Origin of the sequence: Flavobacterium sp. N2038 (genome assembly GCF_025947185.1) — a bacterium.
GTDB lineage: Bacteria > Bacteroidota > Bacteroidia > Flavobacteriales > Flavobacteriaceae > Flavobacterium.
The window spans coordinates 2,681,438-2,700,166 of sequence record NZ_CP110001.1; the positions used below are offsets into that span (position 1 = coordinate 2,681,438).

General features: G+C 31.3%; 16 protein-coding genes. 9 read left to right on the forward strand and 7 right to left on the reverse strand.

Translation table 11 applies throughout. The annotated features are described in order from the left end of the window. From OLM51_RS11960 to OLM51_RS11975, 4 genes are all read left to right on the forward strand, one after another. On the forward strand, nt 1–606 hold the full coding sequence (locus OLM51_RS11960; protein ID WP_264550846.1) for a murein L,D-transpeptidase catalytic domain family protein: 606 nt from the start codon (nt 1–3) through the stop codon (nt 604–606). Between the two features lie 303 nt (nt 607–909). Beyond that, on the forward strand, nt 910–1,602 hold the full coding sequence (gene cmk / locus OLM51_RS11965; protein ID WP_264550847.1) for a (d)CMP kinase: 693 nt from the start codon (nt 910–912) through the stop codon (nt 1,600–1,602). A gap of 68 nt (nt 1,603–1,670) precedes the next feature. Further along, nucleotides 1,671–3,047 carry a nucleoside permease gene (locus OLM51_RS11970; RefSeq protein ID WP_264550848.1) on the forward strand — a complete coding sequence of 459 codons (1,377 nt, stop codon included), beginning with the start codon at nt 1,671–1,673 and terminating at the stop codon, nt 3,045–3,047. 122 nt (nt 3,048–3,169) lie between these two features. Then, nucleotides 3,170–4,414: a TPR end-of-group domain-containing protein gene (locus tag OLM51_RS11975; RefSeq protein WP_264550849.1), complete on the forward strand. Its 1,245-nt coding sequence runs from the start codon at nt 3,170–3,172 to the stop codon at nt 4,412–4,414. Between the two features lie 3 nt (nt 4,415–4,417). On the opposite strand, the gene OLM51_RS11980 is transcribed toward OLM51_RS11975, so the two are convergent. Both OLM51_RS11980 and OLM51_RS11985 read right to left on the reverse strand, forming a co-directional pair. Beyond that, nucleotides 4,418–4,771: a hypothetical protein gene (locus OLM51_RS11980; protein WP_319799957.1), complete on the reverse strand. Its 354-nt coding sequence runs from the start codon at nt 4,769–4,771 to the stop codon at nt 4,418–4,420. A gap of 205 nt (nt 4,772–4,976) precedes the next feature. Further along, nucleotides 4,977–5,348: a winged helix-turn-helix transcriptional regulator gene (locus tag OLM51_RS11985; RefSeq protein ID WP_264550850.1), complete on the reverse strand. Its 372-nt coding sequence runs from the start codon at nt 5,346–5,348 to the stop codon at nt 4,977–4,979. Between the two features lie 100 nt (nt 5,349–5,448). On the opposite strand from OLM51_RS11985, the gene OLM51_RS11990 reads away from it, so the two are divergent. From OLM51_RS11990 to OLM51_RS12005, 4 genes are all read left to right on the forward strand, one after another. After that, nucleotides 5,449–5,985, forward strand: coding sequence for an NAD(P)H-dependent oxidoreductase (locus OLM51_RS11990; RefSeq protein WP_264550851.1), 537 nt, complete (start codon nt 5,449–5,451; stop codon nt 5,983–5,985). A gap of 247 nt (nt 5,986–6,232) precedes the next feature. Continuing rightward, nucleotides 6,233–8,011 carry a 30S ribosomal protein S1 gene (gene rpsA / locus OLM51_RS11995; RefSeq protein ID WP_068840655.1) on the forward strand — a complete coding sequence of 593 codons (1,779 nt, stop codon included), beginning with the start codon at nt 6,233–6,235 and terminating at the stop codon, nt 8,009–8,011. Nucleotides 8,012–8,133: 122 nt separating this feature from the next. Then, nucleotides 8,134–10,680 carry a T9SS type A sorting domain-containing protein gene (locus OLM51_RS12000; RefSeq protein ID WP_264550852.1) on the forward strand — a complete coding sequence of 849 codons (2,547 nt, stop codon included), beginning with the start codon at nt 8,134–8,136 and terminating at the stop codon, nt 10,678–10,680. A gap of 138 nt (nt 10,681–10,818) precedes the next feature. Then, nucleotides 10,819–13,407: a T9SS type A sorting domain-containing protein gene (locus OLM51_RS12005; protein WP_264550853.1), complete on the forward strand. Its 2,589-nt coding sequence runs from the start codon at nt 10,819–10,821 to the stop codon at nt 13,405–13,407. A 262-nt stretch (nt 13,408–13,669) separates the two neighbouring features. Here OLM51_RS12005 and OLM51_RS12010 read toward each other — a convergent pair whose 3' ends face one another. After that, a complete protein-coding gene (locus OLM51_RS12010; protein WP_264550854.1) occupies nt 13,670–14,200 on the reverse strand; it encodes an ExbD/TolR family protein in 531 nt (176 codons plus the stop codon). A gap of 28 nt (nt 14,201–14,228) precedes the next feature. Continuing rightward, nucleotides 14,229–14,753, reverse strand: a complete 525-nt coding sequence (locus tag OLM51_RS12015; protein WP_264550855.1) for an ExbD/TolR family protein — start codon at nt 14,751–14,753, stop codon at nt 14,229–14,231. Nucleotides 14,754–14,968: 215 nt separating this feature from the next. On the opposite strand from OLM51_RS12015, the gene OLM51_RS12020 reads away from it, so the two are divergent. Further along, nucleotides 14,969–15,523, forward strand: a complete 555-nt coding sequence (locus OLM51_RS12020) for a fasciclin domain-containing protein (protein ID WP_264550856.1) — start codon at nt 14,969–14,971, stop codon at nt 15,521–15,523. A 64-nt stretch (nt 15,524–15,587) separates the two neighbouring features. Here the strand turns inward: OLM51_RS12020 and OLM51_RS12025 are convergent, their stop codons facing one another. From OLM51_RS12025 to OLM51_RS12035, 3 genes are all read right to left on the reverse strand, one after another. Further along, nucleotides 15,588–16,433: an EamA family transporter gene (locus OLM51_RS12025; RefSeq protein ID WP_264550857.1), complete on the reverse strand. Its 846-nt coding sequence runs from the start codon at nt 16,431–16,433 to the stop codon at nt 15,588–15,590. Nucleotides 16,434–16,496: 63 nt separating this feature from the next. Beyond that, nucleotides 16,497–16,637 carry an SsrA-binding protein gene (locus OLM51_RS12030; RefSeq protein ID WP_264550858.1) on the reverse strand — a complete coding sequence of 47 codons (141 nt, stop codon included), beginning with the start codon at nt 16,635–16,637 and terminating at the stop codon, nt 16,497–16,499. A gap of 304 nt (nt 16,638–16,941) precedes the next feature. Then, nucleotides 16,942–18,723 (reverse strand): M56 family metallopeptidase, encoded by a 1,782-nt coding sequence (locus OLM51_RS12035; protein WP_264550859.1) that lies wholly within the window; start codon nt 18,721–18,723, stop codon nt 16,942–16,944. Between the last annotated feature and the right edge of the window lie 6 nt (nt 18,724–18,729).

The following is an 18,729-nucleotide window of genomic DNA, read 5'->3' on the forward strand; positions in this document are numbered from 1 at the left end:
ATGAAAATATTTACTCTATTTTTATTCATGACTGTAGGCGTTTTTACGGGATTTAAACACTACATCTGCGAAGAAGAATCTACTATCACCGAGGTTGAATTGGAAAGAATTAATACCAGAATAGTAGATATAAAAAAAATGATTAGTATTGATCATAAATACAATTCTAAAATTGCATTTTTGGTTGATATGAAAGTTCCGTCTGGTAAAAATCGTTTTTTTGTTTATGATTTAGAAAAAAACGAAGTGATAGATCAGGGGCTGGTTGCTCATGGCTCAGGTTCTGAAACTGGAATTAAAGGCATGCTTAAGTTTAGTAATTTACCTAATTCAAATTGCACTTCACTTGGCAAATATGCAGTTGGAAAAACATATAAAGGAATTTTTGGAAAAGCTTACAGATTAGCTGGTTTAGAAGAAACAAATAATAAAGCTTTAGAACGCGCTATTGTATTACATGCTTATTCTGCAGTTCCGCTGGAAGAACAGAATTATTATATCAGTAACAGCCATGGTTGTCCAATGGTAAATGAGGAGTTTTTTAAAAGAATTCAAAAGATAATTGATAGTTCTAAGTCGAATATCTTAATGGATATTTACTACTAAAAAAAAGCATCAGTAAAAATAATTTTAAGAGATATAAAACTTTTTGTTGTCGGGAAAATAATAGTTTTCGATAATAAGAAGTTTTTTTTTGTCCAAAACTGATTTTTAGATTTTGATTTCATAATCGTTATAAATTTTCTATTTAAGCAGAAAGATAGTTACATTTGCAACACCTTTAATTACGTTATGTTTCGGTGAAAATGTTGTAATTCTAAGTGTAAATAATTATGGTCTGGAAATTAAATATTTTGCGACTAAACTTTGAATGTTTTAAATAAGATATAAAAACTTAAAAAAATAAAATTGAAAAAAATTACTATCGCTATCGATGGATTTTCATCTACAGGTAAAAGTACCTTAGCAAAACAATTAGCAAAAGAACTGGAATATGTATATGTAGATACTGGAGCAATGTATCGTGCAGTTGCATATTTTGCTATGCAGAACAATATTATTGGGGCTGATTTTTTTGATAAAAATGTTTTAATTGATACTTTGCCGAAAATTCAATTGGAGTTTAAATTCAATGCTGATTTAGGTTTTGCAGAAATGTTTTTAAATGGTGAAAATATTGAAAAGCAAATCAGAACAATTGAAGTTTCTAATTTTGTAAGCAAAGTTGCTGCTGTTTCTGAGGTTCGAGCAAAATTAGTTGAACAACAGCAGGAAATGGGCAAAAACAAAGGGATCGTAATGGATGGAAGAGATATAGGGACTGTTGTTTTTCCAGATGCGGAACTTAAAATATTCATGACTGCAAGTGCCGAGACACGTGCACAAAGACGTTTTGATGAATTACAACAAAAAGGTGATAACGTTACTTACGAAGAAGTTTTAAAGAATGTGGTAGACCGTGATCATATGGATACACATCGTGAAGATTCTCCTTTAGTGATTGCAGACGACGCTATAGAGATAGATAATTCTTACTTAAATAAAGAAGAGCAGTTTGCTGCTGTTTTAGAATTAATAAATGATGTTGTTAAAACAGTTTAATTTTTTGCAGATATTATTTTAAATGGTAGTTTTACCGCTTCATTTTATTCTAAAGACAAATTTATTATATGGGGATTAAAAACAGATTGATTATAATGAGCTTTCTTCAATTTTTTGTATGGGGAGCGTGGCTTATTACAATTGGAAATTATTGGTTTGGTACAAAGAACTGGGAAGGTACACAATTCGGTTTGGTATTTGGAACCATGGGAATCGCTTCTCTTTTTATGCCAACACTTACTGGTATTATTGCTGACAGATGGATTAATGCCGAAAAATTATACGGTGCACTTCATATACTTTATGCAGTTGTCTTATTTGGAATCGCGCAAGTAACTACTCCGGACACTTTTATTATTGTAATGCTTTTAGCAATGTGTTGTTATATGCCAACAATTGCTTTAAGTAATTCTATTTCTTATACTTCATTAAAACTTAATAATAAGAATATTGTAAAAGATTTTCCGCCTATTCGTGTTTGGGGAACTATTGGTTTTATTGTTGCGATGTGGATTACAAACTTAAGTGGAAGTAAAGCTACTGAATACCAATTTTATATTGCCGGAGTCGGTGCCTTGATTTTAGGAGTTTATGCTTTTACATTGCCAAAATGTGAGCCGCAACGTTTGATTAAAGAAAATGCGACATGGATTGAGACTTTTGGTTTAGAGTCTTTTAAATTGTTTGCCAATTATAAAATGGCTTTGTTTTTTGTTTTTTCTATGTTTTTAGGAGGAGCACTTCAGCTAACAAATGCTTACGGAGATGTTTTTTTGGATGAGTTTAAACACTTTCCAAAATACGCAGATTCGTTTGTGATTAAATATTCGACTATTATTATGTCGATTTCTCAGGTTTCTGAAACTTTATTTATTTTGGCAATTCCATTTTTCTTAAGACGTTTCGGGATCAAACAAGTTATGCTTATTAGTATGTTGGCCTGGGTATTGCGTTTCGGATTATTTGCTTTCGGAGATCCTGTTGGAGGTTTATGGATGATTATTTTGTCTTGTATTGTTTACGGAATGGCATTTGACTTCTTTAATATCTCAGGTTCTTTATTTGTAGAAAGTAATACAGATTCTAAAATTCGTTCTTCTGCACAAGGATTATTTATGATGATGACAAATGGAGTAGGAGCTGTTTTAGGGAGTTTGACTTCTGGTTGGGCAATTGATCGTTTCTTTACAAAATCGTTCAATACTTCGACAGAATTAGCTGGATTTTTGCAAACAGATGCTTCCAATGCTAAAATTGCTGAATTTGTAAAAAGTCAGGGTAATTCTATTTCTGTTGATGGTGTTTTTGCAAATCCGGTTTTAATGAAAGACTGGCATACTATCTGGTTGTCTTTTGCAGCTTATGCATTGGTTATTGCGATTGCGTTTGCAGTTTTGTTTAAACATAAACATGATCCTAGGGAATTAGAAGGGTTGAATCATTAAGATATAGAGAAATTCACATAGTAAACCCGACAGATTTTTAAAATCTGCCGGGTTTCTTTTTTTAAGATCTTCTGTTAAGATAAAAAGCAATAACTTTATTCATGATTCTTAAAACCAAAACGATGCTGAAAATTAAACTATTTCTATTGCTTTTACTTGGGATTTCGGGTTTTGCTCAGACAAAAGTTTTGTACAATCAAAGTTTGGAAGCTTATAAGAGTAAAGACTATGTTTTGTTTTTGAAATTAGCAAAGCAATTGGATAGCATTCGTCCAATGCATCCTACGTTTACTTATAATTTGGCTTCGGCTTATTCCTTAAATGGGAAAAAACAAGAAGCTTTAGGAGTTTTGAAAAATATTGTTCTCGCTAATAATACAATAGCTTTTGAAGATGATTCTGATTTTGAATCGATTAAGAATGATGAAGCTTTTAAAGAGTTATCGCAACTAAAAGTTTTACAATTAAAAACAAGAGAAAGCTCTGTTGAAAAAGTGAGGCTTTCCGAAAAAGATTTGCATCCCGAAGGATTAGTTTATTTAGAAAAACAAAAGCTTTGGCTGGCTTCTGGTATTAGAAATAAAAAGATTGTTTCTTTTGATGCTTCTGGTAAATGTTCAGATTGGTTTGTGGATGGTTCCTATTCTGTATTTGCTTTAAAGACAGATTATAATGAGAAATACCTTTGGGCAGCTTGTTCTGCAATTCCGGAAATGAAAGGCTTTAAGAAAGAATTAGAAGGGAAAAGTGAAATTTTGAAAATTGAAATTGCTTCTAAAAAAATAGTCAAACGATATTCTATCGATGGTAATCATGTTTTTGGCGATCTTGCTGTGACAAAGAATAATGAGGTTTATATTTCGGATAGCGCTGAACCGAAAATTTATAGAATAGAAAAAGATGGTTTAGAGCTTTGGAAAGATTTACGAAAAGAAGCTTTCAATCTGCAAGGAATAGCATTTAATAGAGAGGAATCAAAATTGTTTATAGCCGATTATTTAAAAGGAATTTTGGTGATCGATTTTAATAGTAAAAAAGAGTCTTGGCTGGAATTTCCAAAAGAAACTTCAAAAAAGGGAATTGACGGATTGGTTTTTTATAAAAACTCATTAATAGCAATTCAAAATGGAGTAGTGCCAATTAGGATTGTACGCTTTAGATTGGACCAAAACGAAACTAAAATAATTGATTTTGCGATCTTGGATAATAACAGAAAAGAATTTAATGAACCGGCTTTAGCAGCTTTAGTTCACGATAAATTGTACTTTTTTGCAAATTCGCCCTGGAAGTTTTATGATAAGGATTTTCAATTGGATGAAGCTAAATTTGATAATCCGAAACTGTTTGAACTTGATTTAAAGAAATAAGAGTTATTTTAAGGATGCAATCAAATCATCAACTTGTTTTTTTTGCTGGGCGTATCTTTGTTGAAGTTCAGATCCTTCGCCCATTCGGGTGTAATATTCTAAGCCTTTATTGGCGAAGAATTTTTTATGAAAATTTGAAATTTCAGGAACCTGTGGAAAAAGGTTATTAAAGTTCATTTCATAATAAGCCTGCCATTCTCTTTCGTTTTTGTCTAAAACATACGGTTTTATCGTTTTCTGATTAACATGAACCATTTCGTGTACGATAAGAATAAGCATCAATTCCAGCGGAAATTCAAAAGTGTTTTCAGGAATGCGGATAATTTGAGATTCGCCAAAGTTGCCTTCAGTGGTCATTAATATAAAGTCAGGTTTTGCTTTTTCTCTAAATTCAAACCTTTTTAAGTTTTTGTTTTTGAGATTGTACTTTTTTAAAAGCCAATAAACAGCATTAATAACCTGTCCATTTTTATGAAAGGTTTCTTTTTTGTTTTACATCTTCAAGCTTCATAACTATTACAAAAGTGTTTAGATTATATTATGTTCTGGAGTACATAAAGGATTAGTTTTTGATAAACTCTCCTTTTTCGGCTGCAATCGAATTTCCTAATTCTGTGATAGAATCTAAAACAGTGCTAAAAGATTTTCCAAATTCGGTTAAGCCATACGTTACTTTAATTGGAGGTTTTTTTCCTTCGACTTTCCTAAAAACAAGACCGTCTTCTTCAAGTTGTTTGAGTTGCAGACTTAAAGTTCGTTCTGTGACCGTGGGCATCTCTTTACGAAGTTCGTTGTATCTTTTTGAATTGTTTTTTAAGTGATACAAGATTACGGCTTTCCATTTCCCTCCCATTAAATCCATTACTAAACTTACTGTGCATGGATACGTTCTTCCTTCAAGCTTAATTAAATCGGGTTGGCATTCTGTTTTCATAAATATTGACTTTAACCTATCCAATTGGATAGTTATTGCGGAATTGTAAAACTATAAATAATTTTGTAACTATAAAAATGATAGTATAAAAATTTAAAATATGGCATTATTAATTTTAGGACATCCACAGTTAGGGAAATCAATTGCAAATAAGGCAATTATTAAAGAAATCCAGAAAAACAATTCAGAAATTGAGATTAGAAACTTAGGCGAATTATATCCTGATTTTAATATCAATGCTGAAGAAGAACAAAAGGCGTTATTGCGACATGAAACTGTCATTCTGCAGTATCCTTTATATTGGTATAATATGCCGGCGATTTTAAAGCATTGGTTTGATGTGGTTTTTGAGCATCAGTTTGCTTATGGGTCAAAAGGGGATAAGTTAAAAGGTAAAAAGCTTTTAACAAGTGTTACGGTGGGTTCGCTGGAGAAAGAGTACAAACCTTTTGGAAAACATAATTTCAGAACCACAGAATTCTTTAAAAATATTGAACAAACTGCTTATTTTGCTCAAATGACTTTTCTTGATCCGATGTTTTTTCACGGAACATCTGCTGTAGATGGTTTTACAGAAGATGAAATTAAAGAACGAGCAAAGAGATATGCAAATCTTTTATTGAGTTCTGTTGTATAAGTTTCTCAAAGTTTAGAACTTTGACAATGGCCTGTGTCGTAATTAACTGGACAGGTTTTTAAAACCTGTCCGGTTTGCTGATAATCATCCTGATTTATTTTGTAAGTACAAATATTTGTGGTAATTTTGCAAACCTTTTGGCAGAGAAGAGTTTCCTTTAGGTATCAACCATTTATGTAAAACAACTTCTGTATTTTCTATCGCATTAAGAAACTCAAGAAAAACAGAATACAAATTTTTTATCAGCATGTCTGAACAATTAAAATCACAAGAAGAGTTTTTAGCAAATTTTAACTGGCATAACTTCCAAGAAGGAATCGATGCAGTTGATGAGAAAAACTTACAAGAGTTTGAAGAACTAGTATCTAAAACTTTCATCGCTACAGATCAAGAAGAAGTAGTTGAAGGAGTTGTTGTTAGAATTACAGATAGAGACGTTATCGTTGATATCAATGCTAAATCTGAAGGTGTTATTTCTTTAAATGAATTCCGTTACAACCCAAACTTAAAAGTAGGTGACAAAGTAGAAGTATTAATCGACATCCGTGAGGATAAAACAGGTCAATTAGTATTATCTCACAGAAAAGCACGTACTATCAAATCTTGGGATAGAGTTATTGCAGCTAATGAAACTGGAGAAATCGTTAACGGTTTTGTTAAATGTAGAACTAAAGGAGGTATGATCGTTGACGTATTCGGTATCGAGGCGTTCTTACCAGGATCTCAAATTGACGTTAAGCCAATTAGAGACTACGATGTATATGTAAACAAAATGATGGAATTCAAAGTGGTAAAAATTAACCACGAATTCAAAAACGTTGTTGTATCTCACAAAGCGCTTATCGAGGCTGATATTGAAGTACAGAAAAAAGAAATCATCGGTCAATTACAAAAAGGACAAGTATTAGAAGGTGTTGTTAAAAACATTACTTCTTATGGTGTGTTCATTGACTTAGGTGGTGTTGACGGATTAATTCACATTACTGACCTTTCTTGGAGTAGAATCAACCACCCAAGTGAAGTTCTTGAATTAGACCAAAAATTAAACGTTGTAATCCTTGATTTCGATGATGAGAAAACAAGAATTCAATTAGGATTGAAACAATTAAACGCTCACCCATGGGATGCTTTAGATGCTAATTTAACTATTGGTGATAAAGTAAAAGGTAAAGTAGTTGTAATCGCTGATTACGGTGCATTTATCGAAGTTGCTGAAGGTGTTGAAGGTTTAATCCACGTTTCTGAAATGTCATGGTCAACTCACTTACGTTCTGCTCAGGATTTCGTAAAAGTTGGAGATGTTGTTGAAGCTGTTATCTTAACTTTAGATAGAGATGACCGTAAAATGTCATTAGGTATAAAACAATTGACTCAAGATCCATGGACTGACATTACTTCTAAATACCCAGTAGGTTCTAAACATACAGGTATCGTTAGAAACTTTACAAACTTTGGTATTTTCGTGGAATTAGAAGAAGGAATTGATGGATTAATCTACATTTCTGACCTTTCTTGGACTAAGAAAATCAAACACCCATCTGAATTTGTAAATGTTGGTGAAAAACTTGATGTAGTTGTATTAGAATTAGATGTTGAAGGACGTAAATTATCTTTAGGTCACAAACAAACTACTGCTAATCCTTGGGATCAATACGAAGATTCTTTCGCTGTAGGAACTATCCACAATGGTGAGATTTCTGAAATCGTTGACAAAGGAGCTACTGTAGAATTCGGAGATGATATCGTTGCTTTCATTCCTACTCGTCACCTTGAAAAAGAAGACGGAAAGAAATTGAAAAAAGGTGATACTGCTGATTTCAAAGTAATCGAATTCAACAAAGAATTCAAAAGAGTAGTTGCTTCTCACACTGCTATCTTCCGTGAAGAAGAAGAGAAAAACGTGAAAGCTGCAACTGAAAATACTTCATCAAACTCTACTACTAATGCACCAGCTGCAACTTTAGGAGATAACAATGATGTATTAGCTGCATTAAAAGCTAAAATGGAAAAAACTGAGAAAAAATAATTCTTAGTTTCCTCTAAATAGAAAGTCCCACAGCATGTGGGACTTTTTTTTGTGCTTTACTTTTTGGTTTAAGAAGTTTTAACAAATAAAGTTGTGTTATTATCTTAAAAAGTTATTTTTGTATGAAAATACCACATATGAAAAAACTCTACTTTCTAATTTTATTTTTATGTTTTTATTGCCTGAATGCACAGGTTGTTAGCATTCCTGATGCGATTTTTAAAGCAAAGCTACTATCTTCAAGTCCCTCAAATCAAATTGCTAAAGATTTAAATGATAAATGGTTTAAAATTGATGCGAATAATGATGGGGAAATACAAACTTCTGAAGCCTTAGCAGTTAGTTATCTAAAAATTAATAATACGCGAACAGCCAGTCTTAACGGAATCAATGATTTTAGTAATCTTACTTATCTGGATTGCCAAAGCAATTTATTAGTATCTTTAGATGTAACCAATTTAAAGAAACTTACCAAGTTAGATTGCGGTTATAATTATATTTCGAATTTAAATGTAAATGGATTGACCGGTTTGGAAAATCTTAACTGTAGAGCCAATAAATTGCAGACATTGGATATTTCAAGTTTAAAAGGCTTAAAAATGTTTAGTTGTGCAGTAAATTTACTAACTGCATTAAATTTAACAGGCTTGTCAGAACTTCAAGATGTAACCTGTAGTTTTAATTCTCTCACTGTTTTAAATTTAGCAGGACTAACTAATTTAGTTAATTTAGGATGTGGTTCAAATAAAATTTCTAAATTAGATATATCTAATTTAGTAAATCTTGAATCTTTTGCTTGTCAGGATAATACTGTTTATGCTTTAAAAATAGGAAATCTTACAAAGCTTAAAACATTGTATGTTAGTAATAATACTATCGGTTCGTTAGATTTAAGTGGATTAGTAAATCTTAAAGAATTATTATGCGGCTATAATAGTCTTAGCTCTTTAAAACTTAATAATTTACAAAATTTAGAATATATTAGTTGTGATCACAATTACATTTCTTCGATTGAATTTGATAAGTTGACTAAAGTAGTTACATTAGCATGTTATAATAATTATCTTAAAACATTGGACGTTAGTAATTTAATTAACCTTCAAAATTTAAGTTGCTATTATAATCAATTGACATACTTAAATGTAAAAAATGGTCAAAACGAGCCTTATCTGGCTTTTGATGGTAATCCAAATTTATTATATATCTGTGCTGATGATGGTCAAACAACCGAAATTCAAAATTCACTTGCAGAATTTCAAAATACTAAATGTACTGTAAATAGTTATTGTTCTTTTACTCCCGGTGGGATATATTACACTATTCAGGGGAACGGGAAATTTGATTGGAATGACAATGGTTGCGATATATCTGATCCAGTTTGGAGTAATATGTTTTTGAAAGTTACTGATTTAAACGGAAAACTTATTACTTACAGCATAGCAGATCAAAAGGGATTATATTCTACATATTTGCCATTAGGATCATATAAAGTTACACCAATTTTAGAGGATTCATCTTATTTTAAAACGGTTCCTGAGAACTTTGATATTAGTTTTCCGGAATCTGCAAGTCCATATAATTTAGACTTTTGTTTAAATATATTAAATCCGAAATCAGATCTGGAAGTAGTAATTATACCTGTGGTACCGGCCAGACCAGGTTTTGATGCAAAGTATAAAATTGTTTATAAAAACAAAGGAAACACAACACTTTCGGGAGTTGTTAATCTAGGTTTTGATGATAGTGTTTTAGATTTGATTTCAGCAAATCCAAAAGTTTCTGGTGAAAAAATAAATAATGCTTCGTGGAATTTCACTAATCTAAAGCCATTTGAAACTAAAGAAATTATAGCGATTTTTAATGTTAATGCTCCAACAGAAACTCCTGCCGTTAACATTGGCGATATTCTAAAATTTAACGTAGCTATAAAATCTGAGAATATTGATGCTACACCATTAGACAATACATTTTCTTTTAATCAAACCGTTGTAGGATCATACGATCCAAATGATAAAACCTGCTTAGAAGGTTCAGTGATTACATCCAGATTAATAGGTGAGTATGTTCATTATATGATCCGCTTTGAGAATACAGGAACCTATACTGCACAAAACATTGTTGTAAAAGACATGATTGATTTATCTAAATTTGATATTTCTACTTTAGTTCCAACAAGTTCCAGTCATCCTTTTGTTGCTAAAATTTCGGAGGAAAATAAAGTTGAATTTATTTTCGAAAAGATTAATCTTCCTTTTGATGATGCAAATAATGACGGTTATATAGCTTTTAAAATTAAAACTAAACCAACATTAATAGTTGGGGATACGTTTACAAACGAGGCTAATATTTATTTCGATTATAATTTTCCAATTTTAACCAATAAAGCGACTTCTAAATTTGAAGAAACATTAGGATTATCAGATTTTGCGTTTTCAAATTATTTGGCTCTGTATCCAAATCCTGTAAGTGATATTCTAAATGTTGCTGTGAAACAAGATATAGAAATACAATCATTGGCAATTTATGACATTTTAGGGCAATTGGTTATTGCGATTCCAAATGCAAAATCAGTTTCAACTATTGATGTTTCAAGGCTTAGAGCAGGGAATTATTTTATAAAAGTAAAATCAGATAAAGGAAGTTCAAGTGTGAAATTTATTAAAAATTAATAGATACTTCTTTAAAATAGAAAGTCCCACAGTAATGTGGGGCTTTTTTTTGCTCATTAGTTTGGATTTTAAGAAGTTTTAACAAAAAAAGTTGTGTTATTATCTTAAAAAGCTATTTTTGTAATAAAAACTTTATATATGAAGAAACTCTACTTTTTAGTTCTTACTTTATACTTTTTCAATAGTTTGAATGCACAAATTATTAATATTGTAGATATTAATCTTAAAATGAAGTTGATATCATTGAATGTTGATACAAATTCAAATTTTCAAATTGAAGCTGCTGAAGCATTAAATTTAAAATTTTTAGATATTAGTAATTCAAACATTAGTTCTTTGCAAGGGTTGGAAAATTTCACCAATCTTGAGTATTTAAATTGCAGCAACAATCCAATCCTTAATGGAATTGATTTTAATGTGCTTAAAAAACTTACTTACCTGAACTATTCTTTTATTCAAAGCACTACTTATTTTAATATTGAAAATTCAAATCTTACTACATTAGTACTAGATGGATCTCCAAACTTACAGTATCTTCAATGTGTTGCTAATAAAAATCTTACCTCATTAAGTATTAGCGGTGCTACAAAACTTACCACACTTTGGTGTCCAAATAATAAATTAACATCATTAAATCTCGAAGGGCTTACAAGCCTTAAGAATATTGAATGTTATGGTAATCAATTGACAACATTAGATGTAGGGAATTTATTAAATCTAACAAGTTTAAGTTGTCAGGGTAATTTACTAAGTACGCTGAATGTAAATGGGGCAAGCGGACTTAAAAGTTTAACTTGTTTCAATAATAAATTACTTCGAATAAATGTAAGTAATCTGATAAATCTTGAAAGTTTGCTTTGTTATTCTAATGAGTTACTAGAACTGAATGTAAACGGCCTAGTTAATCTTAAAGAATTGTATTGTGATACCAATCATATTCCCTCTTTAAACTTAAGCGGATTGGTAAATCTTGAGAATCTAAATTGTAGTATAAATCAATTGTCTGAATTAAATTTAAACGGTTTAGTTAATCTTCAGGAATTGAGATGTAGTAATAATCAATTATCGTCCTTAAATCTAAGTGGATTAACAAAATTATTAACTTTTGAATGTGTTAATACTCAGATAAAGACATTAGATTTAAGTGAATCAAAGAATATTGAAAACTTAATCTGCTCTCAAAATCAGCTGACATCATTATTTATTAAAAATGGGAGTAATGAAAAAGGATATTTAAATTTTGCAAAGAATCCTGACCTGAAGTATGTCTGTGTAGATGAAAGCCAAACAGAAGAGGTAAAGCAATTAGTTAATAATTATGGTTATACCAATTGTAATGTAAATTCATACTGTTCCTTTGCACCAGGCTCAGATTACTTTACTATTCAGGGAGTTAATAAGTTTGATGAAACTAATAACGGTTGTGATGCTTCGGATTACAATTTTCCAAATTTGAAGTTTAATTTATTTGACGGAACAAATAACGGAAGTTTAATAGCTGCAGCAAATGGAAATTATTCAATTGCTTTACCAGCTGGTAGCCATACTGTAACCCCGGTTTTAGAGAATCCTTCTTATTTTAATGTTTCACCAGCTCAGTTGGATGTTACTTTTCCAACACAGGCAAGTCCGGTTGTACAGAATTTTTGCATAACATCAAATGGCACCCATCCTGATTTAGAAGTTTCAATTTTGCCAATTATCGCGGCTAGACCCGGATTTGATTCTTCCTATAAAATTATTTATAAAAATAAAGGAAATATAACTCAATCGGGTACTGTAAATTTAGCTTTTGATGATGCAGTTTTAGATTTGGTTACTGCAAATCCAGTTGCAACAACTCAGGTAATAAATAATTTATCATGGAGTTTTATTAATCTAAAACCATTTGAATCTAAAGAAATTAATTTGACAATTAAAGTAAATGCTCCAACAGCAATTCCTGCAGTAAATAATGGAGATATTTTATCATTTAAAGCAAATATAACTTCTGCTTTAGCAGATGATACAGCTTTAGATAATACCTTTACTTTAAATCAAACAGTTGTAGGTTCTTATGATCCAAACGACAAAACATGCTTAGAAGGTTCAGTTATTAAATCTGGTTTAATAGGTGAATATGTGCATTATATGATTCGTTTTGAGAATACGGGAACCTATGCTGCACAAAACATCGTTGTAAAAGATCTTATTGATTTGTCTAAATTTGATATCTCGACTTTAATTCCAACAAGTTCAAGTCATGCATTTGTTGCTAAAATCTCTGAAGTAAATAAAGTCGAGTTTATTTTCGAAAATATAAATCTTCCTTTTAATAATGCTAATAATGATGGTTATATTGCTTTCAAGATTAAAACAAAACCAACCTTAAAAGTAGGTGATACTTTTACTAATGATGCTAATATTTACTTTGATTACAATTTTCCAATTTTAACCAATAAAGCGACTTCAAAGTTTGATGCATCATTAGAAACTTCTGATTTTGTGTTTTCAAATTATTTCACTTTGTATCCAAATCCTGCAAGTGATATTCTAAATGTTGATGCTAAACAAGATACAGAAATACAATCAATTGCAATTTATGATGTTTTGGGACAATTGGTAATAGCAGTTCCAAATGCAAAATCGATTTCTAATATTGATGTTTCAAGGCTTAAAACAGGGAATTATTTTATAAAAGTAAAATCAGATAAAGGAAGTTCAGGTATGAAATTTATTAAAAATTAATAGATACTTCTTTAAAATAGAAAGTTCCACAGTAATGTGGGACTTTTTTTTATCTTTTTTTGTTTCAAGTTTTCTTTGTTTCAAGTTTCAAGTTGTCACGCTGAGCGAAGTCGAAGCGTATCTTAATTGGATTTTGGAATTTAAAGAATTAGTATCTTAAGAAGCTATTTCCTGCTCTCCTCTCTATCTTTTCCTACCTAAAGGAGCCAGAAAAAGGATGCCGCTTCGATCAGGGCTAGGGCAGTCGTTTTCGTAAGAAGCTTTATTTTGAAGCTAGTAATTTTGATTCTTCAGGAGTAAATTCAGGTAAGATTACATAAGTATCAATTTTAGCAATTTCCATTTCGTCTAAAATATCTACTAAATTACCATAATTAGATTTTTTGCTTGGTTTAATAATAACAGTAATACCACGACCAGGTTTTCCACTTTGAGCTGAATATTCTAAGACTTCTTTATTTCTTTCTAATAACTCTTTTCTAATTCCGGTTTTCCCATATTGCAACTTTTTTGGACCTTCAATTGGATAAAATAATAATCCAGAATAAGTAATTATTTGGTTATCATCATCAAGTAAAAGTGTTAGAGTACGTCTTTCATCATGAAGTCTGCAACCCATAAAACGCTCTTCGTAGTCATAATTGGGTAAACTAATATCCATAATTTTTGGCTTTGATAATTCTCCAACAACCATAAAAAATATGATTAGTAAAAAAGAAACGCTGACCATTGCGGTTAAATCAACTCTTGTATTTAACTTTTTGCTTCGTATTTTTTTTGGTAGATTATTCATGGTTTTTCAATTTAAATTGGTTTTTAAATTATCTTAAAGCTAATAATTTTGATTCTTCTGGAGTAAATTCTGGGTCAATATTATAAGTATCAATGTTTGCTATTTTTAATTCATCAAGAATTTCTACAAGATTTCCATAATTTGACGTTTTACTTGGTTTAATCAAAACCACAAGTCCTCTTCCTGGTTTGCCATGTTTAGCTGAATATTCGAGAGCCATTTTGTTTTTTTCTAGCAACTCTTTTCTAATTCCATTTTTCCCATATTGCATTTTTTTAGAAGTATGAATAGGAATAGGTACTAATCCCGAGTACGAAATTATTTTATCATTTTGATCTAATAAAATTGTGAGAGATCGATTCTCTTCAACATAAGCAGGGAGACAATCATCACAATCGAGATCAGGAGAATCTAAATTCATGGCTTTTGGCTTCGACAATTCACCAACAATCATAAAAAATATAATCAGCAAAAAAGAAACGCTGACCATTGCGGTTAAATCAACTCTTGTGTTTAACTTTTTGCTTCGTACTTTTTTTGGTAGATTTTGCATAAGGATCCGTTTTATTATTTTAAAGTTAATAATAAAATAGAGACAAAACGAAGTCATATTTTAAATTTTATGAAAAACTGAGAAGTTTTGTTAGTTCTAAGTTATTCAATGGTTGAGAGCTACAATTTTGCCTTTTTTGTCGCACAATTTATTTTATCTCAAAACCAAAACAAATTTATCTCCGTAAATGAATTTATAACTTAAAAACATTTATCATGAAAACTAGAAAATTTTTAGCCACTGCGGTTTTAGCTTTAGGAGTTGCATTTGCATCTAATGCACAAAAATCAGTAATGGTTGGCGGAGCTGCAATGTATCCGAATAAAAATATTATTGAAAATGCTGTTAATTCAAAAGACCATACAACATTGGTTGCGGCAGTAAAAGCAGCCGATTTAGTTGAAACATTACAAGGTACAGGACCATTTACTGTTTTTGCACCAACTAATAAGGCTTTTGATAAATTACCAAAAGGAACAGTGGAATCATTATTGAAACCAGAGAATAAAAAAATGCTACAAACAATCTTAACTTATCATGTAGTGGCAGGAAAAATGAACTCGTCTGATATTGCTGCCGCAATAAAAGAAGGAAAAGGAAAAGCGACCCTTAAAACAGTTAGCGGTGGTACATTAACAGCCTGGATGAGTGGTAAAGATTTATATATTAGTGACGAGAACGGAAATAAATCTAAAGTTACCATTGCCGATGTAAATCAGTCAAATGGAGTGATTCATGTAGTTGATACAGTATTGCTTCCAAAAAAATAATTAGAATCTCCAGAATTTTAACCTATTTATTGAAGAAGCTCTGCAGATTTATGCAGGGCTTTTTTTATTTTTTCGCTGTCAAAGTGCTTCCTGCCGAGGCAATTACAACACAAAAAACGGCTAATATTTCAGAAAAGTTTAAATTTTCCTGCAGGAAAATAAAAGCACAAATAGAAGCAGCTGCAGGTTCTAAACTCATTAATATACTAAAAGTACGAGGAGGAAGTTGGCCCAGAGCTTTCATTTCTAAAGTAAATGGGATCGCACTGGATAACAAAGCAAGTGCAACGCCTGCGCCTAAGAGATTTGGTGTTAAATTAGCAAGTCCTTTTTCTAAAATACCAAAAGGCAAAATTAAAATAGAAGCAAACAACATCCCAATTGTTACCGCTTGACCACCATTCATTATTTTAGAAATTTTCCCGCCTAAAACAATATATGTAGCCCAAAGGGCACCAGCTAAAAGAGCAAAAATAACACCTAGTGAATCTAAACGTTGATTGGTCCATGGTGCGATTAGTAAAATCCCGATTGCAGCAAGCAAAACCCAGCAATAGTCTACCAGACGTTTTGAACCTGCAATAGCAACAACAAGAGGCCCAATGAATTCTAAAGTAACGCCTAAACCAACTGGGATTCTTTCAATTGCTAAATAAAAAATTAAATTCATTGCGCCCAGGCACAATCCGTAAGGAATTACCAATTTCCATTGGGCTGATGTAATCGCTTTTAAGTTTGGTCTGTAAGCTAATAATAAAATTAATGCCGAAAAACCAATTCGCATTGATGCTGTGCCCGCAGCACCTACTGCCGGAAATAATGTTTTTGCAATTGCTGCTCCACATTGTACACTAATAATTGCTAATAATACTGCCGGAACAGGAGGAAGGTTTATTTCTTTATTTTTCATTAAGGAGAATGCAGAAAAAGACAATCTTTTTCTACTAAATAGACAAAAGTATTTTTTAACTAATTAACCTAAAGCACGTTTAGTTACATAAGCACGATAACCAATTATAGCCATTTGCCATTTTTTGGCTTTTGAAATATCTAAACCTTGTTTCGTAAAACTTGGCAAAAGAATTTTATTTAGTTGGGCTAAAACTTTATACATAGTAGGTTAATTTTGTGCAAAGATATAAAAAAGACTTTGCAATAGGTAAAGTGATCAGCTTCTTTTATAAGTCTTACTCTAAAGTTTGATGTTGATAGTCAGAATTTTACGGTATTTTTTATAAGTGTGTTTTTGTGGGTTTCCTCATTTTTAGAAGATTAAAATGATAAGACGGGTATTTTTAATTTTCTGAAATTTTCATAAAAAAGAATATGCTGTTTCAATATTTTAGGATGATAAAAATTAAAATAAAAAAGCCAGTGACATGCACTGGCTTAAAACTTAAAGTATTGATGATGAATCGCTATGATTTTTTATTTTCTTTATCCATCTTACTCATTTCTTTTTCGTAAGCTTTCATATTTTTCTCGTAGTTTTTCATGTTTTTCAAGTACTCCTTCATATTTTTTCTTTCATAATCAGGAGAGTGATTTGAAAATTGTTTTTCCATATTGGCACTATAGCGTTCCATGTCAGCTTCATATTTCTCCATTGCAAGATCAAACTTTTCCATTTGTTTATCATATATGGCTTCTCTTTGTGCCATTACTGCTTCGACTTGTTTCTCATATGCTGCCATCTGTGGTTCAAATGCTTCCATTTTTTTGTCAAACTCGTCCATCTCTTTTTCAAATTTACTCATAGCTACTTTGTCTCTTGGATTTGCCGGAGCTACAGGAGGTTTTGGCATTTTAGACATGTCAACCGGAGGTACAGGAGGCATTGCCCCGGAAGGAAAAGCAGGTGCTACAGGGGGAGCGGGTGGTGCAGGTAATGCATCAGTTACCAGCGATGTCGGCGGAACTGGTGGTACAGGCATATTTGTACCATTATAATGTTTAATTTCGACAGTACGATTCCCTATGATTATTGGTTTTTCAATTTCACTGTCTGTAACGATTCCTATTTTTTTTGAACCATTATCTTCGGTTAAAATCATAATTCCACAGTCTTTTATTGGCTTATTACCTTCAATCTGGATAGTTTGAACATCTTCTGTACCTTTTTGTGCTTTTACCATTATGGCGGTTAGTTCATTTTTAGAATTTCTTTTTACGTTAGAAACTAACATATCTACATCATGTTCTTTTTTAAGTTTAGCTGCCATTTCTTTTAGCTCCTGATCGGTTGTTGTTTTTTTAATTTTAAATACAGCAACTGAATCTTCATTTTGGGCAATTCCCTGAGCTTCTTTTCGTTCTTTTTCTTGCGTAATTGTTTTTATTTGAAAGGAAAGTACAAATAGTGCAAGTACAGGAATTACAATATAATACTTCCAGTAATTCCATTTTTTTGATTGATTTTTGTTTAACATGACAATTCGTTTTTTGATTAATGATTGATAAAAATGATTGGTGATTGCAACACAAGTTTCATGTGTTGTTATTTTTAAAAGCGTGTATTGATACGCTTTTTTGTCGGCTATTTTTTTAGAAGCTTCATTATCTGCAATAAATTCCAGGTTCTGAAGAATTGCTTTCTTGTACAGCCAGATAATTGGATTAAACCAAAAAAGAATACAGAAAATTCTCGAAATGATCACATCAATTGTATGATGCTGATCGCTGTGTACTTTTTCGTGTTCTAAAATACTTTGTAATTCTGTTTCGCTGTACAGTGATGAGTTGTACACGATGTAATCAAAGTAAGAAAAAGGAGCAATGTTATCCTCTACATCAACAAATTTAAAATCTTCTTGTTGTTTGATCTTTTTTCCTTTTAAAACAGTGTTTAAACTATAAAAGTCAATGGCAAATTTGATCATAAATGCTGAAAAACCGATAGCATAAACAGCTAACGATACTAAAAACCAATTGATTTCAAAAGAGTCATTTTCTGTAACTTTAGGACTGTGAGAAAGATAATTGTAGTTTGTAATTGGTGTATCAGAAAGCGGAATTGGGTCAATCCAGACCACTTTGGTATAAATGATCAAAGGCAAAATAACGGCAGTTAATAAACCGGCAAGCAAAAAATATCTATTGCTGTTAAAAAAAGTTTCTTTACGAAGCAGAAAATAATAGGCACAATAAAATACTGCAATTAAAGAACTTGATTTGGCGATAAAAATAAAAAGTGCTTCCATGATGGT

Coding starts and splice junctions, on each gene's coding strand:
- OLM51_RS11960 (WP_264550846.1), top strand. CDS start 1: ATGAAAATATTTACTCTATTTTTATTCATGACTGTAGGCGTTTTTACG.
- OLM51_RS11970 (WP_264550848.1), top strand. CDS start 1,671: ATGGGGATTAAAAACAGATTGATTATAATGAGCTTTCTTCAATTTTTT.
- OLM51_RS11975 (WP_264550849.1), top strand. CDS start 3,170: ATGCTGAAAATTAAACTATTTCTATTGCTTTTACTTGGGATTTCGGGT.
- OLM51_RS11980 (WP_319799957.1), bottom strand. CDS start 4,771: ATGACCACTGAAGGCAACTTTGGCGAATCTCAAATTATCCGCATTCCT.
- OLM51_RS11985 (WP_264550850.1), bottom strand. CDS start 5,348: ATGAAAACAGAATGCCAACCCGATTTAATTAAGCTTGAAGGAAGAACG.
- OLM51_RS11990 (WP_264550851.1), top strand. CDS start 5,449: ATGGCATTATTAATTTTAGGACATCCACAGTTAGGGAAATCAATTGCA.
- rpsA (WP_068840655.1), top strand. CDS start 6,233: ATGTCTGAACAATTAAAATCACAAGAAGAGTTTTTAGCAAATTTTAAC.
- OLM51_RS12000 (WP_264550852.1), top strand. CDS start 8,134: ATGAAAATACCACATATGAAAAAACTCTACTTTCTAATTTTATTTTTA.
- OLM51_RS12005 (WP_264550853.1), top strand. CDS start 10,819: ATGAAGAAACTCTACTTTTTAGTTCTTACTTTATACTTTTTCAATAGT.
- OLM51_RS12010 (WP_264550854.1), bottom strand. CDS start 14,200: ATGAATAATCTACCAAAAAAAATACGAAGCAAAAAGTTAAATACAAGA.
- OLM51_RS12015 (WP_264550855.1), bottom strand. CDS start 14,753: ATGCAAAATCTACCAAAAAAAGTACGAAGCAAAAAGTTAAACACAAGA.
- OLM51_RS12020 (WP_264550856.1), top strand. CDS start 14,969: ATGAAAACTAGAAAATTTTTAGCCACTGCGGTTTTAGCTTTAGGAGTT.
- OLM51_RS12025 (WP_264550857.1), bottom strand. CDS start 16,433: ATGAAAAATAAAGAAATAAACCTTCCTCCTGTTCCGGCAGTATTATTA.
- OLM51_RS12030 (WP_264550858.1), bottom strand. CDS start 16,637: ATGTATAAAGTTTTAGCCCAACTAAATAAAATTCTTTTGCCAAGTTTT.
- OLM51_RS12035 (WP_264550859.1), bottom strand. CDS start 18,723: ATGGAAGCACTTTTTATTTTTATCGCCAAATCAAGTTCTTTAATTGCA.